Raw genomic sequence first — 26,715 nt, 5'->3', positions numbered from 1 at the left:
GCCACACCCAGTCAATGGGTTAGCTGGAATTTCTTTGACGCATAGCATTTCGGCACAATGGCGCCGGGAATTCGGAGGACACGATGACCATGACAGCTCAGCTGATTAGCGGCGGCGAGTCCATGGCCGAACGCGCTTATCTGGTACTGCGCGATCGGCTCATCATGATGGACATCGCCCCGGGCGACCCCATCAACGAAGCCCGGCTGGTCGAAGAGCTGGGCCTTGGACGCACCCCGCTGCGCGAGGCGCTCAAGCGCCTCGAAGTCGACCATCTCGTGCAGTCCTATTCGCGCCGCGGAACCTTCGCCACGCGCGTTGACATTACCGAACTGGCCGATATCACCGAAGTTCGCCAGGCCCTGGAGCCATTGGCGGCAGGAAAAGCCGCCGCCCTGCACGGCGGGATCGCCCGCGCCCGGATGGAGGACACCGTCAGGGCGGTCGGCGCACTGAACTCGACCACTGCCCGCCGCGAGCTGATGGAGAACGATCTGGAGGTCCACCGGCTGATCTATCGCGCGGCCGGCAATCACCACCTCGAAGAAACCCTCATTCGACTGGATAACCTGGCCACACGCATCTGGTGCATGACGCTTGACCGAATGCCCACGGTTGATGAGCACATTTCAGAACACGCCAACTTGCTCCAAGCCATTCTGGACGGCGACGTCCATGCGGCCGAAGAGCTGGCGCTGGAACACATCGTGCACTTTGAGTCGTCGGTGCGCGCGGTCCTGTAAATTCCCCGATCCACCCCGACTCGTCGCCGAAGGGCCGTCCCCGCGCGCGACCGCCAGCGGAACGAATGGCTCAGCGGATTTCCGCGCCGAGTTGCACCCCTCAAGGCATGCCGCCGATCGCCTGCGCATCCAGGAGGCCAATCGGCAGCTTCCTCGCGCCCTGGCGCCTAGCGGCGCTTCTCGCCGCAACCCCTCCGGACCGGTATCCAGCGCGGCTTCAATGTGCATCCGGTGCGTCAAATTATTTCACGCGAGGTCTTGACTGTGACCTGAGCCACTGAAATGATGCAGTGCAACAGTGTTGCGTTTACTGCAACCAGACTCCGAAACAGAACAAGTCCCTTCCGCGGCGCTTCGGCGCCCCTTGGGGCCAGGAGATTTCCATGCACTCAGTATTCATCGAAGAGCTTGATGCCCAAACCTACGCGGAGCACTTGGCACGCACCGGATCCACCATTATCATTCCAGCCGGAGCCACCGAACAGCACGGTCCCCACATGCCGCTGGGCGTCGATGCAATGCTCTCACGCACCATCGCCGGAGCCGTGGCAGAAAAAACCGGAGCACTGGTCGCTCCTGCCCTTTGCTACGGCTACAAATCACAGCCCCGTTCCGGCGGCGGCAACCACCGCGCGGGCACCGTCAGCCTCGGCGGCTGCTCGCTCAGCCAGATGGTTGAAGATGTCGTCGGTTCATTCATAGCCCAGGGGTTCGACAATGTTGTCGTGCTCAATGGGCATTTTGAGAACTACCAATTCATCTACGAGGGCCTGGACAACGCGGTGGCCAGCACCCGCAATCCCGGATCCGCCGCCCGAGCCATGCTGCTTTCCTACTGGGACTTCGTCGACGAAGAGACCCTGTCCAAGGTCTTCCCGGACGGCTTCCTCGGCTGGGACATAGAACATGGAGGCATCCTCGAAACGTCGCTGATGCTGCTGCTGCACCCCGAATTGGTCAGCATGGATCGCGTTGTCGACCACCCACCGGCAAAGCTCACCCCCTACGACATTTTTCCCGAAGACCCGTCCCGGACACCGGACAGCGGCTGCCTCTCTTCGGCAAAGGGGGCGACCGCCGAGCGCGGGCGGCTGCTTTTCGAAACCGTCACGAGCCAGGTGGCCGACGCCCTCAAGAACGAATTGCTGCTCGGCGGCATGCCCCTGGAGGCGAACTAGCATGTCGGTGGATCACTCAACGTCCCAGGGCCGGAAAAAATCAGGCAAGGCCATGCGCCAAGGAGACCGGGAAAGCCAACAGGTAGAGGTTCCGCGATTCATGGGCCGGCACATTCCGCCCATCGATCGATTGCTGATCCGCGTAATCCCTCCGGTGCTGATCCTTGCGGTGATCATCTGGGTGCTCGGCAACCCGGCATCCGCCTCCGCCGCAATTTCCGAAATGCGCACCTTCGTGACCGGGAAATTCACCTGGCTGTTCATCTTGTACTCCGTGTTCACCGTGGTGGTCTGCATCTGGCTGTCGATGAGCCGCGTGGGCAAGATCCGCCTTGGCGGGCCGCTGGCGAAACCGCAGCACAGCAAGTTCGCCTGGTACTCGATGCTCTTCGCCTGCGGGCAGGGCATCGGGCTGATCTTCTGGTCGGTTGCCGAACCGATCATGCTGCGCGAGGAGAATCCGGTCATCCCATCCGGCCCGAATGGCGCCCAGGAGGGGGCCATCGTCTGGACCTACTTCCACTGGGGGCTGACGGCCTGGGCCATGTACTGCGCCGTCGCGGTCTGCCTGGCCTATTCGCACCACAATCTGGGCAAGACGCTCACCTTCCGCGAGGCGACGGTTGATATCCTGCCGCGCTGGTCGCGCCGCGGGGCGGGCGTCGTCATCGAGCTGCTGGCTATTATCGCGACGGTTCTCGGCCTGGCCACCTCCTTCGGCTTTGCGGCCATGCAATTCTCCTCCGGCCTCACCTCATTCACCGGATTGAACGCCACCCCAATGATGTGGCTGATGGTCATCCTGGTCTTCGCGGGCATCACCTCGATCTCCGCCATCGTCGGAATCAACAAGGGCATGGCCCGGATCAGCGGGCTCAATTCAATTCTGAGCATCGCCTTGATCGCCGCGGTACTGGTCTTCGGCCCATCGCTGTTCATCATCTCAAATATGTCCCAGACCTTTGGCAGCTTCTTCACGAACTTCGCGACTATGAGCCTCTGGACCGATTCGGGGTTGGCTGCCACCACCTTGGAGAGCTGGAAGGACAGCTGGAACGGCTGGTGGACGGTCTTCATCTGGTGCTGGGTCATCGCATTCTCGCCATTTGTGGCCGGCTTCATCGCCAGGATCTCGCGCGGACGAACCATTCGCGAATTCGTTCTCGGCGTGACCATCATTCCATCGCTGATCGTCATGGTCTGGGTAGCCATCCTCGGTTCGGCCGCCATCTACTACGACGACCAGTCCAACCGCGGCATCAGCGACGCCGTGGCCGCCGATACCTCCTCGGGCCTGTTTGCGATGCTCGATTCGGTACCGGTCATCGGAACCGTCCTGCTGGTCGTAGCCACCGTGCTGGTTGCCACCTACTACGTCACCTCGCTGGACTCCGGGATTTATGCGCTGAGTGAGTTCGTTTCGGCTCCGCACAAGTCCGGCCCGGTGTTCCGTGTCGTCTTGGTGCTCTCCGTTGCTACGGTGACGACCGTGCTGCTGACCATGGGTGGAACCGCGGTGGTCGATACCGTGCAAACCGGAACGATCGTCGGCGCCTTCCCCTTCTCCTTCGTGATCATCTTGATGATCATCAACCTGATCCGCCGGCTGCTCAAACGAGACAAGGCGATCAGGCAGCTGGAGAAGGACATCAATAATCCGGATCCAAGCCTGGTCTTCGTCCCGGATCCAGACGGGGAGGGTGCCATCCGCAAGAAGGCGCCGAAGGACGGCGAGCAGGGCTAGTTCTGCGCAAACCCGTACATCCAGGAAGGCCGTGAAGCTCGAAACAATGAGCCTCACGGCCTTCATCCATTCCGCTGAAAGCATTGATCATTCCAAGTCACACCGATTCTTTTACTTGGGCCTGCAGGGTTTCCAAAATACTTCTTGACAGTGATCCGCAGCACACATAGTCTTCTTGCAACGACGTTGCGTTCATTGCAACTCGTAAACTCTTCACCGGCGATTCCCATGAATCCTCGCAATCCATCTGATTGGGCCGGCCTACCTTGACACTTCATTTCTTACAAGGAGCCAAAACCATGACCACCACCGCAAACACCGCCACCAACGTTTCCGAGCTGGCGCGACTGAAGACCCTGCACAACGGAGCCAAGCAGCAGCTGACCTTCTCGGATGCCGAGTTCGAACGCCGCCTGGCCGGACTGCGCCAGATCATGGCGGCCAAGTCCCTGGACGCGGTCATCCTGACCAGCTACCACGGCATCAAGTACTACTCGGACTTCCTGTACACCACCTTCGGCCGCAACTACGCGCTCGTGGTGACCGCGAAGAACTCCACCACGGTGACCGCGAACATCGATGCCGGCATGCCATGGCGCACCAGCTACGGCGAGAACATCGTGTACACCGACTGGAAGCGCGACAACTTCTTCTACGGCCTGCAGGAAGCGCTGAAGCGCGACGGTGTGAAGGCGACCCGGATCGGCGTGGAGGACGACGCCCTGCCGGGGTTGACCCGCCAGCAGATCGCCGACAGCTTCAGTGGTGCCGCGCTGGTGGATGTCTCGCAGGATGCCATGCGCCAGCGCATGATCAAGTCCGCAGAGGAAATCGAAGTCATCAAGCACGGCGCGCGCATCGGCGATCTGGGCGGCGAAGCCATCAAGGCAGCCATCCGCGAAGGAATCAGCGAATACGAAGTAGCTTTGATCGGCACCGAAGCGATGGTGCACGAGATCGCCAAGACCTTCCCGCACCGCGAGGTGCGCGATACCTGGGTCTGGTTCCAGTCCGGGATCAACACCGACGGCGCCCACAACTGGGCCACCACCCGCAAGCTTGAGCGCGGGGACATCCTCTCGCTGAACTGCTTCCCGATGACCTCCGGCTACTACACCGCGCTGGAGCGCACCCTGTTCCTCGGCGAGCCGGATGCCCGCAGCCTGGAATTGTGGAACGTCAACGTCGAGGTGCACAAGCGCGGACTGGAGCTCATCAAGCCCGGCGCGGTCTGCAAGGACATCGCCGCGGAACTGAACGAGATCTACATTTCCCACGGCCTGCTGCCCAACCGCACCTTCGGCTACGGCCACTCCTTCGGCGTGCTCTCGCACTACTACGGCCGCGAAGCCGGCCTGGAACTGCGCGAGGACATCGACACAGTGCTCGAGCCGGGCATGGTCGTCTCGATGGAACCGATGCTCACCGTCATGGACGGCGAGCCGGGCGCCGGAGGCTACCGCGAGCACGACATCCTGGTCATCGGCGAGGACGGTGGCGTCGAGAACATCACCAAGTTCGGCTTCGGTCCGGAGAACAACATCATCGATGCCTAAGGGCAAGCGATAACCGCGGGGCGGGGCCCGAACCCCGCCCCGCGGCTGCTTTAACCATCTGATGCGCAGCATGCACGGGCGCTGCGCCAAGTATCGGGCTCCGAACGGCGTTCCGACACCACCTGATATCCCCGCGGCATCGCGGCCAAGCGGCCGGCGCCGCCCCCATGCAGAGGCATCTCCCATGATCCAGAGCAACAACAACCCACCGGGCGCAGCAGCCGCACTCTCGGCCGATAACGGCCCGGCATCGGCTTCCGTCGACCCGCAGACCCGCCGCAAGGTGGTCGCCGCCAGCTTCATCGGAAATTTCGTGGAGTGGTTCGACTACGCGGCCTACGGATATCTCGCCGTGACCATTGCCGCGGTATTCTTCCCCGAATCGGCTCCCCAAACGGCATTGCTGCTGACCTTCGGGCTGTTCGCGATCTCATTTTTGGTCCGCCCGCTGGGCGGCTTCGTCTGGGGCCACATCGGTGACCGCGTGGGGCGCCGCGAGGCACTGAGCTGGTCGATCCTGCTGATGTCCGGAGCGACCTTCGCCATCGCGCTGCTGCCGGGCTACGCCAGCATCGGCATCGGCGCACCTTTGCTGCTGCTCGCTCTTCGCCTGGTGCAAGGCTTCTCCGCCTCCGGGGAGTACGCCGGGGCCTCGGCGTTCCTGGTCGAATACGCGCCAGCCAATCGCCGCGGCCTGTATGCCGCGGTGGTGCCGGCAAGCACCGCGGCGGGCCTGCTGCTCGGCTCGCTGATGGCGGCCCTGCTCACCGGGCTTCTGGACCCGGCGCAGATGCAGAGCTGGGGCTGGCGCATCCCGTTCCTGCTCGCCGCGCCGATGGGCCTCATCGGTCGCTACATCCGCACCAAGCTCGAGGACTCCCCCGTCTTCCGGGAACTTTCCAAGGAGGAGAATACCTCCAAGACTCCGGTGTCATCGCTCTTCCGGAACCATTGGCGCCAGCTTCTCCAGGCCTCCGGAGCGGTGTTGCTCAACGCCGTGGGCTTCTACGTGATCCTCAGCTACATGCCCACCTACCTGTCCGAAGAGCTGGGCTTGGATCGCACCTCGGCCTATATCGCGACGACGGTGGCCCTGACCACGTACATCGGATTCATCTTCCTCACCGGCTTGCTCTCGGACCGCTTCGGCAGACGCCGGGTGCTGATCACCGCATCGGTGCTGTTCGTGCTGTTCACCGTTCCCGCCTTCATGATGCTGGAGTCCGGCAACTTCGCCATGATCCTGCTGGTCCAGGTCCTGCTCGGCGCCATGCTGACGCTGAACGATGGAACCCTGCCCAGCTTCCTGGCCGAGATGTTCCCGACCCGCGTGCGCTACTCGGGATTCGCCGTCTCCTTCAACCTCTCCAATGCCCTCTTCGGCGGCACCGCGCCCTTCGTCGCAACTCTGCTCATCGCCTCCTCGGGCAGCGTCCTTGCCCCGGGCTGGTATCTGATGGGCGCTGCGGTGGTCTCGCTGATTGCCGTGGCGCTCTCCGTCGAAACGAGCAAGAAGCCGCTGGCTTAGCTCTTTGGCCAGCTAGGATTAGCTGAATTACCCGCACGTACAGGTTGAGGAAATCATGACTGCATTCGAGAACGAAGGATCGGGCGCACCACACGTCGACGACGAGCGGACTCCCGAAGTCCGCGGCGCATCGGTGATCGTCAACGTGATTGATGTTTTGCGTTGCTTCACCGTCGAGCGGCAGCTGGTTGGCGTGACGGAGATTGCGGCGGAAGTGGGTCTGCATAAATCCAGCGTGTCCCGGATTCTTGCCGCACTGGTTCAGGAACGCATCGTGGAACGCGACGAGCCCACCCGGAAATTCCGCCTGGGATTGGGATTGATCGCCATCGCCGGCCCGCTGCTGGCGAATCTCGACGTGCGCCAGACGGCATATCTGCCCTTGAAGGAACTCGCTGAGAGCGTCCGGGAAACCGCGGTGCTCAACATCTGGGATGGCCACGAATCGGTGTCGGTGGAGCAGATCCCCTCCTCGCGGCCGGTCAAGCACACTTCCGCGATGGGCAGCCGCTACAACACCGCCTTGAGCGCAACGGTTCAGCTGTTTCTGGCCTATGAGACTCCGGATAGCACCCGGGAGCTCTTGGAGAACGGCAGCATCCTCCTGCAAGGCGATCTTTCGGCGGAGCAATTCCTTGATCGGATCAGCGTCGCACGAAACCGGGGCTACGCGGTGAACTACGGCGAAACTTCACCAGAGGAAGTCGGTGTGGCGGCCCCGATATTCAATCATCGCGGCGAGGTGGTCGCCAGCGTCTTGATCGCGGCACCGTTCTTCCGGATCACGCCCGAAATCCTGGACGAACTGATCACCGCGTGCGTAGGCACGGCACGCCAAATCAGCCAGCGCATGGGATATACCCGCCAGCTGGCCTAGCGCTACCGTCACGGAGGAAAGATGCTGGAAAAACGCGACTCCGATGGCTTCGGCTACCGGCTTCACGAGGGCAGCGAAATGCTGCTGCACCACCATTTCGGCGGGCACACCGGGTTGCCGGTGGCCATTCAAACCTGGGTGATCCCGCCCGGCGGCTTCGAGGGACTCCACCGGCACGACCAGGGCGAGCAGCTGGTCGAGTTCTACCAGGTGCTGGAAGGGACCGGCCGCATGCGCGTGGGCACAAAAACCTATGAGCTGGCTTCCGGGGACTCGGTGCTCGCCGGGCCCGCCGAGCTGCATGGCCTGACGAACACCGGGCCCGCGGAGCTGCGGGTGCTGGTGGTGTGGGGCCCGCCGGGCAGCGTCGACCTCACGCCCTACGGGTCGCACCGCCGCGCGGAGCAGCTACGCGGCGCGGCTCAGAGCTCACCCAGCTCCACCGACTGATCGGTGAGCCGCTCCGGGGCGATGCTCCGTCCCAGCAATCCGCGCAAGGTCTCGTTCACATCCCAGATGTTCACATTCATCGCCGCGGTGAGCTTTCCGCCATCGAGCCAGAAGACGATGAACTCCCCCGATTCGGTGTCCCCGCGCACCACCGTGGTGTCCTCCGGCGCCGCATAGCCGACATACTCCATGCCCAGATCGAACTGGTCGGTGAAGAAGTACGGGGCCCAATCGTAGTTTGCGTCCTTCCCGGCCAGGGTCGCGGCGGCGAGCTTGCCCTGGCGGATGGCGTTATCCCAGTGCTCCACGCGCAGCTGCCGGCGCAGTGCGCTGTTGAAGGCCTGCGCGATGTCTCCGATTGCGAGGATTTTTGGATCCGAGCTGCGCAGCGCGGCATCGACGATCACCCCGCGATCGGTCTCCAACCCCGCCTGCTGCGCCAATTCGATATTCGGCACCGCGCCGATGGCCAGGAGCACCACGTCGGCGCGGCTGGTTCCCGCGCTGCTGACCACCTCGAGGTGTCCGCCGGTTTCCTTTATCGCTTCCACCTGGGTGCTTGTGCGCACGTCTACCCCGTTGCGCTGATGCAGCTCCAGCAGGTGATGTCCGAAGCGGTCGCCGAAGACCTTGCCCAGCGGAACCTCGTCCGGGGAGTACACGGTGACCCGCGCCCCGCGGTGCCGGGCGCTCGCGGCGGCCTCCATGCCGATCCAGCCCGAACCGATCACCGCCAGCTGGGTGTCTTCGTCCAGCGATTCGCGCAGTGCATGCGCCTGCTGTACGGTGCGCAGCACGTGCACGCCGGGCAGGTCATGGCCGGCGAAGGGATGGGCGCCGCCGAGGTTCGGGCGGGCGCCGGTGGCCAAGACCAATTGGCCGTACGGGACGCTGCTGCCATCGGCGAGGGCCAGCGTCTGTGCTTTCCGGTCAATTTCCTCGACCCGCACCCCGAGCCGCAGTTCCACCTCATTGTCCGCATACCACTGCGCGGTATTAACCGTGAAGTCCTCGAGCTTCTCCTGGCCCTGGAGGTAGCCCTTGGACAGGGGCGGCCGCTCATAGGGCAGTTCCTGCTCCTCGCCGATCAGGGTGATCGCCCCGGTGTGCCCCAAGCTGCGCAGTTCCTTCACGGCGCTGGCCGCGGCAAGACCCGCACCAACGATGACGATTGATTCCTGGCTCATCGAACACCCCTTAACTTCTGCCGGCGGCAAGCATGTTGCCGCCGGCAGTTGATTAGTGCTTGTCTCTTCGATCCTCACACTTCCATGACCCGCTTGGCAAGGTTTGCGCCGTTCAGCTACCGGTAACGAAAAAGCTGGCGAACCGACCGCAAGATGCGGTCGGCTCGCCAGCCGACGTTCAAAGCCTACCGAAAGGCGTTGCTACTGCTCGGTTCCCCTTTTATGCTGGGCCTTTCCGCTACCTTCATCGCGTCGGCCGAAAACGCCGCGCGAGCGCGTCACCCGATAGTCGATGCGGTCATCGACGTAACGGCGCAGTTCCGGCTGGTCATCCAGGGCGCCCCACAGCTCGTCGGAGACATGTTCGGTGACCTTTTCGAGCCGAAGCTTCGCCTCGATGACTTCCAGGGCCTTGCTCTCGTGGCGCAGGCCCTTGAGCGTGGCCACCGCCATCAGGATCAGGATAACGCTGAACGGCAGCGCCGTGGCCAGCGAGCCCGCCTGGAGCGTTTGAAGTCCGCCGGCCATCAGCAGTGCAGCGGCCAGCACGCCTTCGAGCACGGCCCAGAGAACTCTGGACCAGGTCGGTGGATTCGGGTGTCCGCCGGAGGCGAGCATATCCACGACGAGCGAGCCGGAGTCCGAGGAGGTAATGAAGAAGATCGCGACCAGGATGATCGCCACTACCGAGAGGATCGATCCCAGCGGCAGGTCCCCGAGGATCTGGAACAGTGACCCCTCGGCGGAAACCGCACCGTCCTGGACCATATCCCCGGCGCCGAAGAACTGGCGGAATATTCCCGAGCCGCCCATCACCGAGAACCAGAGGAACCCGACGATGGTCGGTACCAGCAGCACGCCGGTGATGAACTGGCGCACGGTGCGCCCGCGCGAGATGCGGGCGATGAAGATGCCGACGAACGGCGCCCAAGCGATCCACCAGCCCCAGTAGAAGACAGTCCAGCTGGAGAACCAGGTTTGCGCTGCTTCGCCCTGCTGGAATGCTCCTACGTCGAAGGTCATGTTCATCAAGTTGGCCAGATACACGCCGATGGACTGCACGAAGTTCTGGAACAGGAACAAGGTTGGTCCCAGCAGCAGCACGCTGATCATCAGCAGGCCCGCCATGGACAGGTTGATATTCGAGAGCCACTTAATGCCGGCGCCCAGGCCACTGACCACGCTCATGGTGGCCAGGAAGGTGATGATGACGATGAGGATGACCAGCAGCGTGTTGTCCACCGAGTCGACCAGGCCGATGGCCTCCATGCCCGAGCTGATCTGCTGCACGCCAAGGCCCAGCGAGGTAGCCACGCCGAAGACCGTGCCGAAGATGGCCAGCACGTCGATCACGTCGCCCAACCAGCCCTTGACGCGATCGCCAAGGATCGGCTCCAGCGCCCAGCGAATGGAGACCGGACGGCCGCGGCGGTGGATTGCGTAGGCCAGGGCCAGGCCGATCACGGCGTAGATGGCCCACGGGTGCAGGCCCCAGTGGATGAAGGTCTGCGCCATGGCAAGGCCTGCCAGCTCCGCTTCGGTGCCTTCCCATCCGGGCTTCGGGTCAACCGTGGCATAGATCAGCGGTTCACCGACGCCGTAGAACACCAGGCCGATGCCCATGCCGGCGGCGAAGAGCATCGCGAACCAGCTGAACAAGCCGAATTCCGGTTTCTCCCCGTCATTGCCCAGCGTGATCCGCCCGAGCTTGGAGAAGCCGATCACGATCACCAGGGCCACGAAGCCGCCGACGATCAGCATGTAGTACCAACCCAGGTTCGTCACGATCCAGTTCTGGACCCCTTTGAACACCGTATCCGCCGCGTTGGGCAGGAAAATGGCGAAAAGCGCCACGGCCACGATCACGATCAATGACGGCCAGAAGACCGCTGGCGCGATTCCGCCCTTGCCCAAACGCACGCCTTGGCGGCGGAGCTTAGCGGTGATCTGTTCGTCGGTGTCGTTTTCGGCAATGTGCATATGCACCGGAATCGGCGCGGTATGCGGTGAGTCCGAAACAGTCTCGTCCACCCCGAGTCCATCCGGATTCTCGGGAGGTTCGACCTCGTCTATATTTCGCGTCATCGTAAGTTGTCCTTTGCTGCGAGTATTGCCCTATGGTTTAACACCCTTATGCGTCGCGGACTAAGATACAAGTGGAACCGGGAAAATTAGTCCCATTATCCCTGTGGGTTCGGCGCCTTGTGCATCAGCTTTGCTCTGCGTGACACGCACAGGCGAAAAATATTCGAAATCTCGTTCGGTTGACCATTGATTCGACCTTGACTAGTGCGTTTGTCGAGACTAAAAACAAATTTAGCGAAGAACCCGCGCTGCCGTAGCCGCAGATTTCCACGGATTCCCGGCGCTTGATCCGCAAATCCAGACGTCAAGTAATTGAGAGAAAATTCATCTCTTCTGTGCGGCACGATTCTGGGCGAAATATTCATTCATCTCCGACTCGACCGATATCAGAGCGCAATCCACTGGATCTTCTGGCACTTTTAACCCCGCAGTGCGCAGGCCGAAAAGTTTCATGCCAAATCGTGGTGACGCGCACACCAAGAGCTGTACAGTGCTAAGTACCCACAGCTTCGGCAGCGGATGAATTCACCTAGCGGCGCGGAGCTGGAAGCTGACTTGTTCTGAAGGAGTCGACCATGTTCACCCCAGAGGTTCCCTTTCTCCGTTCCAGCGCTACCCCTATTCCTGGTCGCTACGTGCTGGTCTTCGATTCGGCCGAACAAACCGAGAGCGCAAGCGTTGGACTCCGCGCGCTTTCCGAGGATGTCCCGCAGATTCTCGAGTCCGAAGGCTACGGCTTGACCGAATACTTCCCGCGGCTGGGCATTGCCGTGGTCAGCAGCGCCGCCGAGCATCTCGACGAGTTCCAGGCACGTTGCGCCAGCCGGAGGATGCCAACCCGCGTGGTCCCCGAGATGGTCTATTACGCCTTGTCGGCAGAGCCCGCCGCGCAGCCCTCCGATTCTTTCAACGACACCGACCAAGCGACCTGGGGCCTGCAGGCGGTAGCCGCGGTCGACTCCAAATTCACCGGCGCCGGCGTCAAGGTGGCGGTGCTGGACACCGGCTTTGATTTGGCCCACCCCGACTTTGCCGGACGCACGGTGGTGTCCAAGTCCTTCGTCGAGGGTGAGGACGCCCAAGATGGCCACGGACATGGCACCCATTGCATCGGTTCCTCCTGCGGGCCGCGCACCCTGGCTGACGGACGCGGCTACGGCGTGGCCTCCGGGGCGGATATCTACGCGGGCAAGGTGCTTGGCGCCGACGGCTCCGGGTCTGACGCAACCATCCTGGCCGGTATCGACTGGGCCTTGGAAAATGAATGCCAGGTGATCTCCATGTCGTTGGGGGCCGATGTGCCGCAGGTGCACCCGCCCTATGTGACCGCCGGACGCCGGGCGCTGGAACTCGGTTCGCTGATCATCGCCGCGGCGGGCAATAACGCCCAACGCTCGCAGGGGAACGCAGGGTTCGTCGGCGCACCGGCCAACAGCCCCTACGTAATGGCGGTCGGCGCGCTGGATAACACGCTGGACATAGCCGACTTCTCCGCTCGCACGCTGCCGGGCCGTGGCGGCCAGGTGGATATTTGCGGTCCGGGGGTAGCGGTCTATTCCTCGTGGCCGGGGGCCGAACGGTACAACACCATCAGCGGCACCTCCATGGCTACCCCGCATGTGGCCGGCATCGCGGCGTTGCTTGCCGAGGCCACCGGCTTCCGGGCGCGGGAGTTGTGGGCGGAGCTCGTGCAGGAAGCCCAGCGGTTGGAGCTGTTCTCCGTGGATGTTGGATCAGGCCTCACCCAAGCTCCGCCACCGGCCGAAGCTTAGGGGCGCGGAGATCATGAGCGAATCATCCGATGATCGGGTAGCCTCCTCGCACACCTATGTCGTGACCGTGACGGCGACCTATACCGCTCGGATCGATCAGGTGGTCAGTTCGCTGGAAGCCTCCGGGCTGCGGATCAACAAGGTACTTGGCACACTGGGCCAGGTGATCGGTCACGGCAACGAGGAACTGCGTGCCCAGCTGCAGCAAGTCGAAGGCGTGCAGTCGGTGGATGATGAAAAAGTTTATCGGCTGCCCAATCCGAAAGATCCCCTGCAGTAGTCGCTGACCTGAGGCGCAATAGAATGACGCAGGCTCTCGGCGTGCGTCATTCTATTGCGCCGCAAGGAAATGATGCCCGGCGAATTTCTTCTTCGAAAATCTCTAGACGGATGCCGGCGACGGTGGTGAACTGGGGACATGAGACAGTACAGCATCGGCTATTTTGTCGGTTCGCTAGCCACGAATTCCATCAACCGCACGTTGTCCAAGGCCCTGATCAAACTGGCCCCGGAAAATCTGAAATTCACCGAAATCCCGATCAAGGATCTGCCGCTCTACAGCTACGATTACGACGAGGATTACCCTTCCGTCGGTACCGAACTCAAACGGGCCATCGAAGCTTCGGACGGGTTGTTGTTCATCTCCCCCGAATACAATCGCTCGATTCCCGGTGCGCTGAAAAATGCGATCGATTGGGGTTCACGGCCATGGGGCACCAACTCGTTCGCCCGCAAGCCCAGCGGACTTGTCGGAGCCTCAATGGGTGCCATCGGCACCGCGGTGATGCAGTCCTCGATGCGCGGCGTGCTCAGCTTCCTCGACTCCCCGCAGCTGAACTCCCCCGAGGTCTATCTGGCGTTCAATCAGGAAGACTTCGACGCCGAGGGCAATGTGCTCAATCATTCGACGGCCGACTTCCTGAAGCACTACATGGGTGAGTATGCAGCTTTTGTCGCCCGCGTGCTGGATGCCAGCGCCGAGGGCCATATCGGCGACCCGAGCCCGCAGCACGGCTAGACGCCCGGCGCGTCCCGGAATTCGGCAAAGGGCCGCAGAAGCTTAAGCGAAAAAATCCCGGTATCACTTTTTGCAAGTGATACCGGGATTTTAATCTGTGGAGGTAAGGGGATTCGAACCCCTGACCTTCTGCATGCCATGCAGACGCGCTACCAACTGCGCCATACCCCCAGATGAAGGTTTAGTTCTTACGATCTTTTGGACCTCCGAACCGAGATATAACTCTACCGGAGCCTGCAGATAAATACCAATCGGGAATCCGAGAGGCTAATCACAGCCGCTCTTCCCATCCTCGAATTCCGGTGGAAGAATGTGCCTCGTGGACGGATCCGTCCTACGAACTTCGGCGAAAGGTCACTTCCCAATGTCCGTTGCTATGACCCCTTATCTGCAATTTGGCGGCGTCGCCCGCGAGGCAATGGAGTACTACCACTCCGTTTTCGGCGGAGAATACTCCGCCATGACATTCAAAGAAGGAATGGATGACGGCAATCCCGCCACCGCCGACCTGATCATGCACTCTTCCTTATTCGTCGATCGAGGACTGCACCTGATGGGTTCCGATGCCCTGCCGGAAATGAATGTGACCGGAAACGGCACCATTGCCCTGAGCAACGATGCCACCGACCCAGCAGACGAAGCGAAGCTCACCGCCTGGTGGGAGAAACTTTCCGAGGGTTCGCGCATCGATGAACCTCTGGCCAAGGCCCCGTGGGGTGACTCGTTCGGAATGCTGACCGACAAGTTCGGGGTGTGTTGGATGTTCAATATCGGCGCCGTAGGAAGCCAAGAGGGCTGACCAGTACAGCTGAGTGCGGGGCATGGATCCATTGGATCCACGCCCCGCACTCGTCAGCATTCGACGTTTAGCGTTGTTCCGGTGCGTCTACCCGTTCGAGAGCCGCTGCGGCGCCGATAACCAGGCCAAGCTTCTGGGCTCGGAGCTGGGTAATCCACGCGATCAGCAAGCCCAGGGCCGCAAGTCCGGCTCCGACCACCGACGGCGCACGGTAGCCCAGGCCCGCGCTGATCACGATCGCGCCGAGCGCAGCGCCGAGGGCATTGGCCACGTTGAGCGCCGAGTGGTTCAGCGACGCGGCCAACGACTGCGCATGTGGGGCCGAATCCATCAGCAGCGTCTGCAGGCTCGGGATCAGCAGCGAACCGACGCTGCCCAGGACGAACACCATGATGAGTGTTGGGATCACCCACGAGGCAACGGCGGCAAACACCAGCATGCTGATAACCATGAGCACACTGGCCAGCTTGATCGCTCCGAACACCGACCAGTCGGCCAGCCGTCCTCCGATCAACGAGCCGACCACCATGCCCACCCCGTAGAGCGCCAGGGCCAGTGGAACCAGCACAATATCCAGCCCGGTTTCGTCGGTGAGGGTTGGAGAAATATAGGAGTAGACCGCGAAGAACCCACCGAAGCCTACGATGCCGGTTGCCATGGCCAACCAGACTTGCAGGCTTTTAAGCGCCGAAAGTTCGCGGCGCATACTTGCTCCCGCTTCGGCCCTGCGCAGCGGGACGAAAATAGTGATCAAGGCAAAGGTGAGCAGCCCCACCGCGGTGACCACAAGGAACATCGAACGCCATCCGACTTCCTGGCCCAGCAAGGTCACCAAGGGGACACCGCCGACGTTTGCCACCGACAGGCCCAGCATTACCCACGCGATGGCTCGCCCACGCATGCTGCCGGGCACCAAATTACCTGCCAGCACACCTGCCAACCCGAAGTAGGCCCCGTGCGGCAGTCCGGAAAGGAACCGGGTGAACAGCATGGTTCCGTAATCCGGAGCGAAGAATGAGGAAAGATTTGCCACGGCAAAGAGCAGGATCAGTAGCTGCACCGCACGCTTTTTCGGGATTTTTGCGGCGACCGCGGTCAACAGCGGCGCACCGACAACCACGCCGATCGCGTAGGTGCTGATCACGAGCCCCATCTGGGAATTCGTGACGTTCAAGTCCTCGGCGCCTTCCTGGAGCAGGCCCATCATGGCGAACTCGGTCACACCGATGCCGAAGCCACCCATGCCTAGGGCAATAATCGCGAAGAGCAGTGTCCTGCCTTCTAAATACCGCGGGGGCGCTAAACGGTTCATTGGGGGCCTCTTACTTTGCTGCGATTCGGGTGTGTTCATGGCACGGCTACGTTGGCGCCCGTATCAATCGTAATGACAATACCTCTCGGGTACCCAACACGGAACGCGGCGCGGGTATTCCAAGCTCAATCCACGGCTGGGCGAGGAACATGTGGCACTGTGGAATTCTCATGTCCCATGCAGCTCATAAACGCCTCACCGCCGGCCGGATGGCCGCCCGGTTATTGATAGTTCTTTTGTCTTTGGCACTGACCATAGTGCTAGTTGCCCACCGCAGTTTCCCCGAACGCGGCGGGCTCGGACTTTTTCTGGACAATTTGGCGCCCTGGCTAGGCCTCGGCGTGCCCTTGTTGTTCTGCTGGGCGCTGGCGGCGCGTGGCCGCATCTCGTTTCTGGTGCTTCTGCTTCCGTTGGTGGCCTGGTCGTGGATCTTTGGCGCGGCGTTCCTGCCGGCGAATGCCCCCGAACCGGCCGCCAAATTTATTGTCGCCACGCAGAATGTGCACGAAGACGGGGCGCACAGTTCCGCACAGGGCCTGCTAGCCACGGGCGCAGATCTGATAAGCCTGCAGGAACTGGGTGAAGGCCAGGCCCAGGAAGTCGGTGCACTGCTGGAAGAAACCCACCCGCACCAGTACACCGTGGGAACCGTGGGGGTCTACAGCAAGTACCCGATCCTCGCAGAAGAGCCATTGGACCTTGGATTGGGTTGGTCCCGAGCGGTGAAACTGCGCGTTCAAACCGCTGCCGGGGACGTGACGGTGTACGCCGTCCATGTGGCTTCGGCCCGGCCCCTGGAACATTCCGAACGCGACCTGATGCTAAGCAATCTGGGAAGCATGCTCGCCGCCGACCGAAGCGCGAAGATTATTGCCCTGGGCGATTTTAATGCGACGAATGCGGACCGCCATTTCGCGCCGGTCTCGGATCAGCTCGACAAGGTGCCGCATGAGCACTGGGGTTTCGGGATGACCTGGCCGAATCGTCCGCTGCCCGTGCTGGGCATCGATCACGTGCTGGTTCGCGGCCTCGATACCGGCTCCTCGGACACCTTGGCGGTGGGAGACTCCGATCATCGGGCGGTCATTGCCACCCTCGATCTGGCCTCCGAATAGCTACTTAGCCCATCCCAGTTTCACGCAGCGTGATGTTGATCCGGCCGCCGCACAGCGGCCAGCCGGCCGGAGCCGTGCCCGGATGGATCTTCGTCACCGCATGGAAGGCCCACCGGGCGGGCCCTTCGAAGACGAACAGGTCCCCGGAAGCCAGGCGCACATCCTGGTAGGGCTTGGTGCGTGTCTCGTTGTTGCCCAAGCGGAAGTTCGCGCTCTCGCCGATGGACAGCGAGACGATCGGTGCGTTGATTTTCTCTTCGGCGTCTTGGTGCATGCCCATGGTCGAGCCCGGCGGATAGTAATTGATGATCGCCACATCGGGGTTGTAGCCCGCGGCCTTTGCTCCGTCCGCGGTCGCTTCCAGCACCGCGCGTCGGCCCAGTCCCACCAGCCAATCAGGCATCGGCGGCACCCGCTGGCCGTTGAGGTCTTCGGCGGTGCGCGTGTAGGTGTAGTTTCCCCAATGCCAGCCCAGGCATACCGTCTTGACCTTCATCGGGTGGCCATTGACCAGCGTGGAATGCGGCGGGACCGGTCCATTGCCCCACTCCAGGAAGCGTTCGGTCATCCATTCCTGCTGCTCGCGGGTTAGCCAGCCGGGCAGATGGACCGCGCCCGCGCGCACCGTGTGGGGCCGACGCTCGAAGGCGCCGTCATCGAAAAGCGACTGCATGCTTCCACTGTGCCGTTTTGGTCCTTGCCGGGCAAGTGCGGAAGGTTGGCGTCGGTCTAAGCTTGCGCCGCGGTGAATCGTTCCAGCACGAGATTCACCAATTCTGCGGGCACCTCAGCCTCCGGGGCAAGCAACGGGTCGCTGACCAGATCTGCGCCGCAGCGCTCGACCAGGGACTGAAAGTAGCCTGGCGCCAACAGGTAGCTGGCCACGACCACTCGGTGTTGCGGGTTCGCCGCCCGGGCCGCGGCGACCGCTTCGCCCAGCGAAGGGCTCGCCGCGGCCACGAAGGCGGCGGTGACCTGCACCCCCAGCAGGCCGGCCAGCAGGTTGGCAACCTGCTGGCAGTCGTGCACGCCCTGGGCCAGCCGCGTCCCGGCGCCGGCGAGGATGACCGGTTCTCCGCGCCGCCATCCGGCCTGCACGAGCCGGTGCTCGATAACCAGAGCGAGCGACGGGTGCGGGCCGAGGGCCGGTGCGATGCGGGTATCGGTCCGCAGCGCCGCCGCCTCGGTGAGATCTTGATCCACGTGCACACCCCGCGAAAGCAGCAACGGCACGAGGACCGCGTGCGGCTCTTCGTCCGACAACCCGCGGAGCAGCGTACTTGCCCGGGGCTCTTGGACGTCGACGAATGACTGGTGCACGGCCACTTCGGCTGCCCGGCGGATTTCCTCCACCAGTAAATTGATGGCCCGTTGGCCCGCCGGATCGCTGGTGCCGTGCGAGACGGCCACCAGGGACTCGGTTTGCGGTGCGGTTGTTGCTCCCCTGCTCATGCGGTCCCACCGGGCTCCGGCATGACGCGGGCAATGCGTAGGCCCATGCCTCTTCCCCTCTATATTTTCGAGGCTCGTTGCCACGAGCCGGTGATTGCAGTCTACGAAGCGCGTGTTACGGCCGATCGCACGGTTCTGTTGCGCCCAGGTAAATCTCGTTTCACCGGCATTGGCCGCGGCCAGGCTTCATTGCGCGGCGGTGCACAAACGCCCCCATAAGTCTCGTCGAGTTTATGTATGAATTATTCCTATGGAAACAAATGGGAAATTTCGGGGCAAAGGTTCCTCGATAGTGTTGTCAGCATCGAGCCATCGAGAAACAAGTGGAGCTGACTTCCCATGTCAAACCGTTCAAAAGATCAAACGACCCTCACTGCCGGCGACTGTTTGCCCGCTCACCGCGTCAACGAAGCGGTGAGCGGGAAAAAGGTTTTTGTTGGACAAGCAGGCTTATTCCGCGCCGACCGCATGGCTTGCGAACGCGCTGCGGGGTCTGTCCGATGAACGGCACAGCGTTCGAGATCAAGGGTTGCACGCTGCTGCTCGCCGGAGAGCGAAGGGGCGCACGCGGGGCAGCGGAGCATTTCATCGCGCAGGGGGCGCAGGTAATTTCCGCGGATAACCCGGAAAGCGGACTCGTAGCGCTCGAAACCGCGAACCTGCTGGTCATCTGCGATGCCTTTCCCCAGCGGCTCCAGCCGCTGCGCGAAGCGGCCCAGCGACGGGGATTGCCGGTCTTGACGCGCCAACCGGTCTCCGGCTCCGGCCAGATCACCTTGGTCGGCGGTGGCCCCGGCGCGCTCGATCTGCTGACCGTGCGAGCGGTCAGCGTCTTAGCCGACGCCGACATGGTCTTCGTTGACCGGTTGGGCCCCGGCGATCTCGTGCGGAAGCTCGCCCCGCAGGCGGTGATCGTGGATGTCGGCAAGCAGCCCGGCCACCACAAGGTCAGCCAGTCCCAGATCGAAGAGCAGATGCTGACCGCCGCCAAGGCCGGTTCAAATGTGGTTCGGCTCAAAGGCGGAGACCCGTTTGTGTTCGGCCGCGGATTCGAAGAGATGGCCGCCGCCTCCAAGTCAGGCATTGCCATCAGCGTGGTTCCCGGACTCAGTTCCTGCATTACGGTTCCCGCGGCCGCCGGCATTCCGGTCACGGCACGCGGCGTGAACCGGGTGTTCTCCGTCATTTCGGGCCACGACCCGCTGGAAAGCCAGCAGTTGGAGCAGCTCACCGGGCTGGGCGGCACCATCATCATCCTGATGGGCATGGGCACCCTGGAAAGCACCGCTTCCGGCCTGCTGCGCCAGGGCATGGCGGCCACCATGCCCTGTGCAATCGTCGAATCCGGGACCACCGGCGAGCAACGCACCACCTTTGCAACGCTGGCCACCTTGACGGCGACCTCCCGGGCGCGCGGGTGCGCGAATCCTGCGGTGATCGTCATCGGCGAGGTGGCGGCCCTGCCGCAGCGGCTGCTGGCCGAGGAAATGGCAAATTTTGGGGCCAGCGCATGAGCGCGCTGGATCTGCCACTGTCCGGTTTCAGGATCGCGGTGACCAGCGACCGGCGGTCGGCCGAACTCATCGAAGCTCTCGAACGCCGCGGCGCCGAGGTCACCCACGCACCGTTGCTGAAGCTCGCACCGCTGGACGACGAGGCACTGCTCGTGGAGCAGACCAGGAAGCTGATCGAGTTGCGCCCGGAGGCGGTGATCATCTCCACCGCCTATGGGCTGCGGCGCTGGTTCGATTCGGCCGAGGCCGCAGGGCTCGGCCACCAGTTGTGCCAGTCGATGAAGGCCGCGAAGCTCTACGTGCGCGGTGCGAAGGCCCACGGTGCGGTGCGCGCCCTGGGATTCCACGCCGCCGGTGTCGCCCAGGACGGCACCACCGCCGGGCTGCTTCCGCTGCTGGGGCATTCGATCGCGGGGCAAACCGTGGCGGTGCAGCTGCATGCGGACAGCGACCATGGGCTCGCCCAGTCGCTGCGGGATCTGGGTGCGTCGCGGGTACTGAAGGTCGAGCCGTACCGCTGGCTGGACACCAGCTCCGACCAGCACCTTTCGCTGCTGGTCGAGGGGATCTGCGCCGCGCATTTCGACGCCATCACCTTCACCAGCGCGCCCAGCGTGCATGCGCTGTTCGCCGCGGCCCGCACGCGCAATCGCTACCAGGCGCTGATCCGCTCGTTGAACGAACGCATTGCGGTGGCAACGGTGGGCCCGGTGACGGCGGCCCCGCTGCAGTCCTCCGGTGTGCACGGCGCGTTGGTTCCCGAACGCCACCGCATGGGCGCGATGATTCTGCAGCTGGTCGAGCATCTGGGCGCGCTGGGCACACTCAGCGCGCCGACGGTTTTCGGGGAATGCGAACTGCGCGGGCGCACGTTGAGCCTGAACGATGAGCGCTGCGAACTCACCCCGGCCCAGACCGAGATCCTGCGCTGCCTGCTGGAGGCCGGAGGATCGGTCGTCTCGCGCGACGAACTCGGCGCCGTGCTGCCCACGGTGTCCTCGAAGCACGCGCTGGACATGACGCTCAGCCGGCTGCGGCGCACGCTCCCGCACCCGGACCTGATCACCACCGTCATCAAGCGCGGCTACCGGCTGAATGTCGAGGCCGCGCGCTATTGAGTCCTCCGGCCGGCTGAATCCCGGGAACGTTCAGGATTCGGCAGGCCGGGGCCTCCTGCCCCCGCCGGTTCAGGGGAACGAGGGCCGAAGGCGACTCACCGATAGCGGTGGTTCCTGATAGCTCAGCGCGAATAAGCTCACCGATTTTCCACGGTCTCGACACGCATTTGTGAGGTTCCGCGCAATAAGCGCCGAACCCACGCCCCGGAAATGGCTATTTAGGTGAATTTCCGTAGTATCGAGTCATGGCACAGATACAGGTGGTTGGCGAAGCTCTAGCCGATATCGTTGATGACGTGGCTCATCCAGGTGGCTCCCCGATGAATGTCGCGGTGGGCCTAGGACGCTTAGGCCATCAAGTCAACTTGCATACAGAGCTAGGCGAAGACGCGTACGGCAAGTTGATCGCCGCGCACCTCGAAAATTCCGGTGTAGCGCTCGCGGCCGGCAGCTTCGCGCAGCAGTCCACGAACTCCGCCACGGTTTCCGTCGACGGAGTGGGCGACGCGAGCTACGAATTCGACTTGTCCTGGGAACTTCCGGGCGGCGTCCCAAGCTCCGAGGCGCAACTCCTGCATGCAGGCTCCATCGCTGGATGGCTGGCACCGGGATGCGAGAAAGTATTGGAAGCATTCCAAGGCTCTCCGGCAACGCAATTGCGCAGCTATGACCCGAATCTGCGTCCGCAACTGATTCCCAAGCGTGCCGCGGCGCTGAAGCAGGTAGAAAAACTGATGAGCCTCTCCCATGTGGTCAAGCTCAGCGATGACGATGCCTTGTGGCTCTACCCCGGTTGGGACTGCCAACGCATCCTGGATCATATTCTGGAACGCGGCGCCAAGCTTGCCGTGATGACCTTCGGGGCACGCGGCGCAACCGCCCGCACGAAGAACACCGAGGTACTCGTCCATTCCCGTGCGGTGAAGGTCGTGGACTCCATCGGTGCTGGCGACGCATTCATGTCCGGCCTGCTTCATGGGCTGCTCAATAGTTCGTTGGCGCAGGCGCTCATCACAAAGGGCGAAGCCTTGGACCAGAAGGAATTGGAGTCTGCGCTGACTCAGGCGACTCGTTGTTCGGAGCTGACAGTACTGGTTTCCGGGGCCCACCCGCCAAGGCTCGAACAGCTCAACGAGTCTTTTCAAGACCAAATTTCCTAGGGAAGAAAACGCTCCTTTGCTCAGAGTCTTGCTAGAGTTCCCTAGCAGGTAGGCGTTTTTCGACTAAGGGGTCATTGATGGGCAGCAAGGTTCCGGCAGCGGAAAATACGCTCCGCGTCTTGCGTTTACTCGCAAGCCGAAAGTCGCCGACCCCGGCGGCGATGATCGCCAAGCTGCTGGAGCTGCCCAGATCCAGTGTGTACCAGCTGCTGAATGTGATGCTCGAACAAGGTTTCATCGCCCATTACCCCGAGGAGAAAGCCTACGGTTTGGGGGTATCGTCCTTCGAGCTCTCCAGTGCCTACACCAGGCAAGAACCTCTGGCTAGGTTCGGAGCACCGCTGATTGCGCAACTCGTGGACAAGGTAGGCGAAAGCGCCCATCTGGCCGTGCTCCACGGGCCTGACGTGCTCTATATCGTAGAGGAACGCGCCAAGGGCCGCCCCTCGCTGGTCACCGACGTCGGGGTGCGCCTGCCTTCGCATTTGACCGCCTCGGGCCGCGCGATTCTGGCTGCCCTGCCGAAGTCACAGGTTCGTGCGCTGTACCCGGGCACCTCAAGTTTCAGCAATCGCGCGCAAGATAGCGGGATTAATTCCTATCAGCAGCTACGCCGCGAGCTGGACCAGACAACAAAACGCGGGTTCGCCGTAGAACGCGGGGATGTCACCGCGGACTTCCATTCCCTTGCCGTCGAAATACAGGATGCGAATGGTTGGCCGGTAGCCGCGGTTGCGGTGACGTTCCTCGGTGATCGGGTCCCCGAGGAACGTTGGGAACCGTTGCTCGAACAGATTCGGCAAACCGCAGGGCAGCTGACCAGCCGGGTGCATGGGCGACGCCTCGCTCCGGTACGCCCAGTCTGAAATTCCGGACATGACCCTGTGCTAGGGCGTACCCTCCTTGCCTGCTTTGGCCAATGATGGAAGATAGAAAGTTACTTCCGCTGCTGCCAAAGGAGCCAATCATGAATCATGAACCACGAGTCGTCCGCGCCCCGCGCGGGACCCAGCTGAACGCCAAGTCCTGGGCAACCGAAGCCCCGCTGCGCATGCTGATGAATAACCTCGACCCAGAAGTTGCCGAGCGCCCCGAAGACCTCGTCGTCTACGGAGGAACCGGCAAGGCGGCACGCTCTTGGGAAGCATTCGATGCAATTGTCGAGACTCTGAAGGACCTGGAAGAAAACGAGACCTTGCTGGTCCAGTCGGGCAAGCCCGTCGGTGTCTTCCGCACCAACAAGTGGGCACCTCGTGTGCTCATCGCCAACTCGAATCTGGTGGGAGACTGGGCAAATTGGGAGCACTTCCGCAAGCTCGAAGCCGAAGGCCTGATGATGTATGGCCAGATGACCGCCGGCTCGTGGATCTACATCGGCACTCAAGGCATTTTGCAGGGCACCTATGAAACTTTCGCAGCTATCGGCGCGAAACGCTTCAACGGTACGCTGGCAAACACGCTGACCCTCACCGGCGGTTGCGGCGGTATGGGTGGTGCCCAGCCATTGGCGGTGACCTTGAACGAGGGGGCCTGCCTGATTGTGGATGTGGACGAGTCGCGTCTGCGCCGACGCGTTTCAAAGCGCTACCTGGATGAGGTGGAGCTGGACCTCGACAAGGCTCTAGCCAAGGTAGCAGCGGCTAAGGCCGAAGGCCGCGGACACTCCGTAGGTTTCGTCGGCAATGCGGCGGAAGTTTTCCCGGAGCTCTTGCGGCGCCAGAAGGCAGGCGAGATCTCGATTGACGTCGTCACCGATCAGACCAGTGCCCATGATCCGCTGAGCTACCTGCCGGTGGAATACACGCTGGACCAGTGGGCCCCCGCCGCGGCCGCAGACGCAGCCGATTTCACCCTCAAGGCCCAAGCAGCGATGGCCAAGCAGGTTGAGGCGATGGTCGAGTTCCAGGACCTCGGCGTCGAGGTCTTCGACTACGGTAATTCCATCCGCGATGAAGCACGCAAGGGCGGGTACGAGCGTGCTTTCGAATTCCCTGGCTTCGTTCCGGCTTACATCCGTCCGTTGTTCTGCGAGGGTCTGGGCCCATTCCGTTGGGTTGCGCTCTCCGGCGATCCGGAGGATATTCGCGTGACTGACCAAGCGCTCAAGGAGCTGTTTCCAGAAAACGTACACCTGCACCGTTGGCTGGATGCCGCGGCGGAACGTGTCGAATTCGAAGGCCTGCCTGCACGCATCTGCTGGCTGGGCTACGGGGAACGCCACAAGGCGGGCTTGCTATTCAACCAGCTGGTTGCCGACGGGAAAGTCTCTGCGCCGATCGTCATTGGACGCGATCATCTGGACTCGGGTTCGGTGGCATCGCCATACCGGGAGACCGAAGCCATGGCCGATGGTACGGATGCCGTCGCCGATTGGCCGCTGCTCAATGCCCTGACCGCGACGAGCTCCGGTGCTTCGTGGGTTTCGATCCATCACGGCGGTGGCGTGGGCATGGGCCGCTCGATCCACGCAGGCCAGGTGTCCCTAGCCGACGGCACGGAAATGGCCGCCGCAAAGCTAGAGGCCCTGCTTACCAACGACCCTGGCATGGGGGTCATCCGCCATGTTGATGCTGGCTATGACCGCGCCATCGAGGTTGCCGCCGAACGCGGCGTACGCATTCCGATGAACCACAAATAGAAATATACATTTTCATTTCGAGAGCCACGGGGATCTTCAGCGCTAGTGCAGGAAGGTCCCCGTGGCTGTCAGTTGTTCACCGGAAGTTTGCCTCGCCGTTGAGGAATTCGAAACAAGTGTGAGCGTTACCTGAACGTTACATAGCATTTCACAGTTAGAACTTGCACATACCTTGCGTACTTCGGATAGGGGTCCATAGCGTGGAACTAGTCAGGAACCACGATCAACACGATCAAGGAGGACATCATGTCCGAGCACGATTCAAGTGAGCAGTTCGGGAACTTCGACAACAACGAATCCGAGGGGACCAGCGACTTCGGCTCTCGGGGTGGCTATGAGAATAGCGGTGGCAACGACGAACGCCAGCCAGATTCCGAAAACAGCGCCAACGATGGCAGTGATTTCGGCAGCGGTGGTGGACAGCAATCCTACGGTAGCGGTAGCGACCAGGACTCCAGCCAGGGATCCTACGGTGGAGACGACGACGAAGAAAATCAGTTTGGCTCAACGGAATCAGCCAATCGTGGCAATGATTTCGGCAGCGAAGGTGGAGAAGACAACCAGTTCGGAAATTAGAACCGAAGTGGTACTTGCTACTGATTAGGGCCTCGTCGACTACTGATGCCGGAAACGGGCAGATCCCGGTATTGAGATCTAGTAACCGAAGCTGACGCGTCGGCGACGCAATATCTGCAGGTATCACTTTTGTAGCTTTTACGAAGCCACTGTGCCACTTCGAATTCAAGTGGCACAGTGGCTTCGTTTTTCTAAGCTGTGAGTTCGTGCTCCGCCCTTCGGCAGAAAGCACTCTCTCTGAGGCTAAGAGCCTGCGCTGGTACCGCCATTAAAATGGTCTAGGCTGCTGGGCCCGGCGATCAACCGGAAAACACCCCAGCACATGAGCATGGCGCCCCATGCGACGACGATCCACATGGGATTCATGCTGGGAATGAGTCCCATGGGAACCCAAAATATGATGGCTAGGAACATGGCTGCAAGCAGGGCACCGCCCGCGGCTAGTCCCAAACCCAAATGTGTGCTGTGCGGTCTGGACGCTCCGTGAATTGTCGACATGGCGTCTCTCCTGTTCTTACCGGTATTCCCGGCTTAGAATCGGCTATCTTCCATTGGGTTGGCGGTGCAGCAAGAAAGGCTCCGCCTGCGAAGCGAAAAGGCCTCGACGTGAATAACGTTAATTCACATTGAGACTCGCGAATTACGTCGATGACGTCGATGACCTAGTCACCGTCGTTGTTTTGAACTCCCATAGGTTGGTCCCTTCCGGGTCAATTTTCGACCATTAAATGGCCGGGTAGCCATGCCATCCGATCACGGCTACTACTTACCACGATACTCCCGAAAAGACGTTCCAACGAGGGTTCACACAGATCCTTCAGCAACCGGAGGCGTTTTAACCGGCGTCAAATCTGTCGTCATTTGCGTCTTGCTCTAGCCCGGGTATTTCATGA

24 protein-coding genes and 1 tRNA gene are annotated in these 26,715 nt (G+C 62.0%); 18 read left to right on the top strand and 7 right to left on the bottom strand.

Translation table 11 applies throughout. The features are described from left to right. The first annotated feature begins 83 nt into the window (after positions 1-83). The 7 genes from CIK76_RS11750 (at position 84) to CIK76_RS11720 (ending at position 8,076) form a co-directional block, all read left to right on the top strand. Positions 84-743 carry a GntR family transcriptional regulator gene (locus tag CIK76_RS11750; protein WP_096286666.1) on the top strand — a complete coding sequence of 220 codons (660 nt, stop codon included), beginning with the start codon at positions 84-86 and terminating at the stop codon, positions 741-743. 383 nt (positions 744-1,126) lie between these two features. Next, positions 1,127-1,921 (top strand): creatininase, encoded by a 795-nt coding sequence (locus tag CIK76_RS11745; protein ID WP_096286664.1) that lies wholly within the window; start codon positions 1,127-1,129, stop codon positions 1,919-1,921. Positions 1,922-1,973: 52 nt separating this feature from the next. After that, complete coding sequence (locus CIK76_RS11740; protein WP_096286783.1) at positions 1,974-3,665, top strand: BCCT family transporter; 1,692 nt, start codon at positions 1,974-1,976, stop codon at positions 3,663-3,665. A gap of 299 nt (positions 3,666-3,964) precedes the next feature. Further along, positions 3,965-5,221, top strand: a complete 1,257-nt coding sequence (locus tag CIK76_RS11735) for an aminopeptidase P family protein (RefSeq protein ID WP_096286662.1) — start codon at positions 3,965-3,967, stop codon at positions 5,219-5,221. 184 nt (positions 5,222-5,405) lie between these two features. After that, positions 5,406-6,749 carry an MFS transporter gene (locus tag CIK76_RS11730; protein WP_096286660.1) on the top strand — a complete coding sequence of 448 codons (1,344 nt, stop codon included), beginning with the start codon at positions 5,406-5,408 and terminating at the stop codon, positions 6,747-6,749. 55 nt (positions 6,750-6,804) lie between these two features. Next, the gene (locus CIK76_RS11725) at positions 6,805-7,626 is read left to right on the top strand and encodes an IclR family transcriptional regulator (RefSeq protein WP_096286658.1); all 822 of its coding nucleotides are present in this window, start codon (positions 6,805-6,807) and stop codon (positions 7,624-7,626) included. A 21-nt stretch (positions 7,627-7,647) separates the two neighbouring features. Beyond that, positions 7,648-8,076 (top strand): cupin domain-containing protein, encoded by a 429-nt coding sequence (locus tag CIK76_RS11720; RefSeq protein ID WP_096286656.1) that lies wholly within the window; start codon positions 7,648-7,650, stop codon positions 8,074-8,076. Here CIK76_RS11720 and CIK76_RS11715 read toward each other — a convergent pair. Then, the gene (locus tag CIK76_RS11715) at positions 8,049-9,263 is read right to left on the bottom strand and encodes an FAD-dependent oxidoreductase (protein WP_096286654.1); all 1,215 of its coding nucleotides are present in this window, start codon (positions 9,261-9,263) and stop codon (positions 8,049-8,051) included. The genes CIK76_RS11720 and CIK76_RS11715 overlap by 28 nt on opposite strands. Before the next feature lie 201 nt (positions 9,264-9,464). Continuing rightward, complete coding sequence (locus CIK76_RS11710; protein ID WP_343252130.1) at positions 9,465-11,243, bottom strand: BCCT family transporter; 1,779 nt, start codon at positions 11,241-11,243, stop codon at positions 9,465-9,467. A 680-nt stretch (positions 11,244-11,923) separates the two neighbouring features. Between CIK76_RS11710 and CIK76_RS11705 the strand changes: the two genes are divergently transcribed. From CIK76_RS11705 to CIK76_RS11695, 3 genes are all read left to right on the top strand, one after another. Continuing rightward, on the top strand, positions 11,924-13,120 hold the full coding sequence (locus tag CIK76_RS11705; RefSeq protein ID WP_096286650.1) for a S8 family serine peptidase: 1,197 nt from the start codon (positions 11,924-11,926) through the stop codon (positions 13,118-13,120). A 13-nt stretch (positions 13,121-13,133) separates the two neighbouring features. Continuing rightward, positions 13,134-13,400: a hypothetical protein gene (locus tag CIK76_RS11700; protein WP_096286648.1), complete on the top strand. Its 267-nt coding sequence runs from the start codon at positions 13,134-13,136 to the stop codon at positions 13,398-13,400. A gap of 138 nt (positions 13,401-13,538) precedes the next feature. Further along, the gene (locus CIK76_RS11695; RefSeq protein ID WP_096286646.1) at positions 13,539-14,138 is read left to right on the top strand and encodes an NADPH-dependent FMN reductase; all 600 of its coding nucleotides are present in this window, start codon (positions 13,539-13,541) and stop codon (positions 14,136-14,138) included. A 98-nt stretch (positions 14,139-14,236) separates the two neighbouring features. Here CIK76_RS11695 and CIK76_RS11690 read toward each other — a convergent pair. Then, a tRNA-Ala gene (locus tag CIK76_RS11690) sits at positions 14,237-14,309 on the bottom strand. A 193-nt stretch (positions 14,310-14,502) separates the two neighbouring features. Here CIK76_RS11690 and CIK76_RS11685 point away from each other — a divergent pair. Then, positions 14,503-14,937, top strand: a complete 435-nt coding sequence (locus tag CIK76_RS11685; protein WP_096286644.1) for a VOC family protein — start codon at positions 14,503-14,505, stop codon at positions 14,935-14,937. Positions 14,938-15,004: 67 nt separating this feature from the next. Here the strand turns inward: CIK76_RS11685 and CIK76_RS11680 are convergent, their stop codons facing one another. Beyond that, on the bottom strand, positions 15,005-16,249 hold the full coding sequence (locus CIK76_RS11680) for an MFS transporter (RefSeq protein ID WP_096286641.1): 1,245 nt from the start codon (positions 16,247-16,249) through the stop codon (positions 15,005-15,007). 170 nt (positions 16,250-16,419) lie between these two features. Here CIK76_RS11680 and CIK76_RS11675 point away from each other — a divergent pair, with 170 nt between their 5' ends. Beyond that, the gene (locus tag CIK76_RS11675) at positions 16,420-17,364 is read left to right on the top strand and encodes an endonuclease/exonuclease/phosphatase family protein (RefSeq protein ID WP_176484188.1); all 945 of its coding nucleotides are present in this window, start codon (positions 16,420-16,422) and stop codon (positions 17,362-17,364) included. A gap of 4 nt (positions 17,365-17,368) precedes the next feature. On the opposite strand, the gene CIK76_RS11670 is transcribed toward CIK76_RS11675, so the two are convergent. Then, a complete protein-coding gene (locus tag CIK76_RS11670) occupies positions 17,369-18,037 on the bottom strand; it encodes an alpha-ketoglutarate-dependent dioxygenase AlkB (RefSeq protein ID WP_096286637.1) in 669 nt (222 codons plus the stop codon). A 56-nt stretch (positions 18,038-18,093) separates the two neighbouring features. Next, positions 18,094-18,816: a CbiX/SirB N-terminal domain-containing protein gene (locus CIK76_RS11665; RefSeq protein WP_096286635.1), complete on the bottom strand. Its 723-nt coding sequence runs from the start codon at positions 18,814-18,816 to the stop codon at positions 18,094-18,096. Positions 18,817-19,316: 500 nt separating this feature from the next. Between CIK76_RS11665 and cobA the strand changes: the two genes are divergently transcribed. From cobA to CIK76_RS11635, 6 genes are all read left to right on the top strand, one after another. Beyond that, the gene (gene cobA, locus CIK76_RS11660; protein WP_096286633.1) at positions 19,317-20,330 is read left to right on the top strand and encodes a uroporphyrinogen-III C-methyltransferase; all 1,014 of its coding nucleotides are present in this window, start codon (positions 19,317-19,319) and stop codon (positions 20,328-20,330) included. Next, positions 20,327-21,448, top strand: a complete 1,122-nt coding sequence (locus tag CIK76_RS11655) for a uroporphyrinogen-III synthase (protein WP_096286631.1) — start codon at positions 20,327-20,329, stop codon at positions 21,446-21,448. The genes cobA and CIK76_RS11655 overlap by 4 nt, the downstream gene beginning before the upstream one ends. A 245-nt stretch (positions 21,449-21,693) precedes the next feature. Then, entirely contained in the window at positions 21,694-22,608 is a 915-nt protein-coding gene (locus CIK76_RS11650; protein WP_096286629.1) for a carbohydrate kinase, read from the top strand. Positions 22,609-22,685: 77 nt separating this feature from the next. Then, positions 22,686-23,474, top strand: a complete 789-nt coding sequence (locus CIK76_RS11645; RefSeq protein WP_096286627.1) for an IclR family transcriptional regulator — start codon at positions 22,686-22,688, stop codon at positions 23,472-23,474. A 101-nt stretch (positions 23,475-23,575) separates the two neighbouring features. Next, positions 23,576-25,246, top strand: a complete 1,671-nt coding sequence (hutU, locus tag CIK76_RS11640) for a urocanate hydratase (RefSeq protein ID WP_096286624.1) — start codon at positions 23,576-23,578, stop codon at positions 25,244-25,246. A gap of 246 nt (positions 25,247-25,492) precedes the next feature. Then, the gene (locus CIK76_RS11635; protein ID WP_096286622.1) at positions 25,493-25,822 is read left to right on the top strand and encodes a hypothetical protein; all 330 of its coding nucleotides are present in this window, start codon (positions 25,493-25,495) and stop codon (positions 25,820-25,822) included. Positions 25,823-26,065: 243 nt separating this feature from the next. Here the strand turns inward: CIK76_RS11635 and CIK76_RS11630 are convergent, their stop codons facing one another. Further along, positions 26,066-26,320 carry a hypothetical protein gene (locus CIK76_RS11630; RefSeq protein ID WP_096286620.1) on the bottom strand — a complete coding sequence of 85 codons (255 nt, stop codon included), beginning with the start codon at positions 26,318-26,320 and terminating at the stop codon, positions 26,066-26,068. Positions 26,321-26,715 lie beyond the last annotated feature (395 nt).

This window comes from Glutamicibacter sp. BW80, assembly GCF_002332385.1.
Classification (GTDB): Bacteria; Actinomycetota; Actinomycetes; order Actinomycetales; family Micrococcaceae; genus Glutamicibacter.
This window is presented reverse-complemented; position numbering and strand designations above follow the sequence as displayed.

Coding starts and splice junctions, on each gene's coding strand:
- CIK76_RS11750 (WP_096286666.1), top strand. CDS start 84: ATGACCATGACAGCTCAGCTGATTAGCGGCGGCGAGTCCATGGCCGAA.
- CIK76_RS11745 (WP_096286664.1), top strand. CDS start 1,127: ATGCACTCAGTATTCATCGAAGAGCTTGATGCCCAAACCTACGCGGAG.
- CIK76_RS11740 (WP_096286783.1), top strand. CDS start 1,974: ATGCGCCAAGGAGACCGGGAAAGCCAACAGGTAGAGGTTCCGCGATTC.
- CIK76_RS11735 (WP_096286662.1), top strand. CDS start 3,965: ATGACCACCACCGCAAACACCGCCACCAACGTTTCCGAGCTGGCGCGA.
- CIK76_RS11730 (WP_096286660.1), top strand. CDS start 5,406: ATGATCCAGAGCAACAACAACCCACCGGGCGCAGCAGCCGCACTCTCG.
- CIK76_RS11725 (WP_096286658.1), top strand. CDS start 6,805: ATGACTGCATTCGAGAACGAAGGATCGGGCGCACCACACGTCGACGAC.
- CIK76_RS11720 (WP_096286656.1), top strand. CDS start 7,648: ATGCTGGAAAAACGCGACTCCGATGGCTTCGGCTACCGGCTTCACGAG.
- CIK76_RS11715 (WP_096286654.1), bottom strand. CDS start 9,263: ATGAGCCAGGAATCAATCGTCATCGTTGGTGCGGGTCTTGCCGCGGCC.
- CIK76_RS11710 (WP_343252130.1), bottom strand. CDS start 11,243: ATGCACATTGCCGAAAACGACACCGACGAACAGATCACCGCTAAGCTC.
- CIK76_RS11705 (WP_096286650.1), top strand. CDS start 11,924: ATGTTCACCCCAGAGGTTCCCTTTCTCCGTTCCAGCGCTACCCCTATT.
- CIK76_RS11700 (WP_096286648.1), top strand. CDS start 13,134: ATGAGCGAATCATCCGATGATCGGGTAGCCTCCTCGCACACCTATGTC.
- CIK76_RS11695 (WP_096286646.1), top strand. CDS start 13,539: ATGAGACAGTACAGCATCGGCTATTTTGTCGGTTCGCTAGCCACGAAT.
- CIK76_RS11685 (WP_096286644.1), top strand. CDS start 14,503: ATGTCCGTTGCTATGACCCCTTATCTGCAATTTGGCGGCGTCGCCCGC.
- CIK76_RS11680 (WP_096286641.1), bottom strand. CDS start 16,249: ATGAACCGTTTAGCGCCCCCGCGGTATTTAGAAGGCAGGACACTGCTC.
- CIK76_RS11675 (WP_176484188.1), top strand. CDS start 16,420: ATGTCCCATGCAGCTCATAAACGCCTCACCGCCGGCCGGATGGCCGCC.
- CIK76_RS11670 (WP_096286637.1), bottom strand. CDS start 18,037: ATGCAGTCGCTTTTCGATGACGGCGCCTTCGAGCGTCGGCCCCACACG.
- CIK76_RS11665 (WP_096286635.1), bottom strand. CDS start 18,816: ATGAGCAGGGGAGCAACAACCGCACCGCAAACCGAGTCCCTGGTGGCC.
- cobA (WP_096286633.1), top strand. CDS start 19,317: ATGAACGGCACAGCGTTCGAGATCAAGGGTTGCACGCTGCTGCTCGCC.
- CIK76_RS11655 (WP_096286631.1), top strand. CDS start 20,327: ATGAGCGCGCTGGATCTGCCACTGTCCGGTTTCAGGATCGCGGTGACC.
- CIK76_RS11650 (WP_096286629.1), top strand. CDS start 21,694: ATGGCACAGATACAGGTGGTTGGCGAAGCTCTAGCCGATATCGTTGAT.
- CIK76_RS11645 (WP_096286627.1), top strand. CDS start 22,686: ATGGGCAGCAAGGTTCCGGCAGCGGAAAATACGCTCCGCGTCTTGCGT.
- hutU (WP_096286624.1), top strand. CDS start 23,576: ATGAATCATGAACCACGAGTCGTCCGCGCCCCGCGCGGGACCCAGCTG.
- CIK76_RS11635 (WP_096286622.1), top strand. CDS start 25,493: ATGTCCGAGCACGATTCAAGTGAGCAGTTCGGGAACTTCGACAACAAC.
- CIK76_RS11630 (WP_096286620.1), bottom strand. CDS start 26,320: ATGTCGACAATTCACGGAGCGTCCAGACCGCACAGCACACATTTGGGT.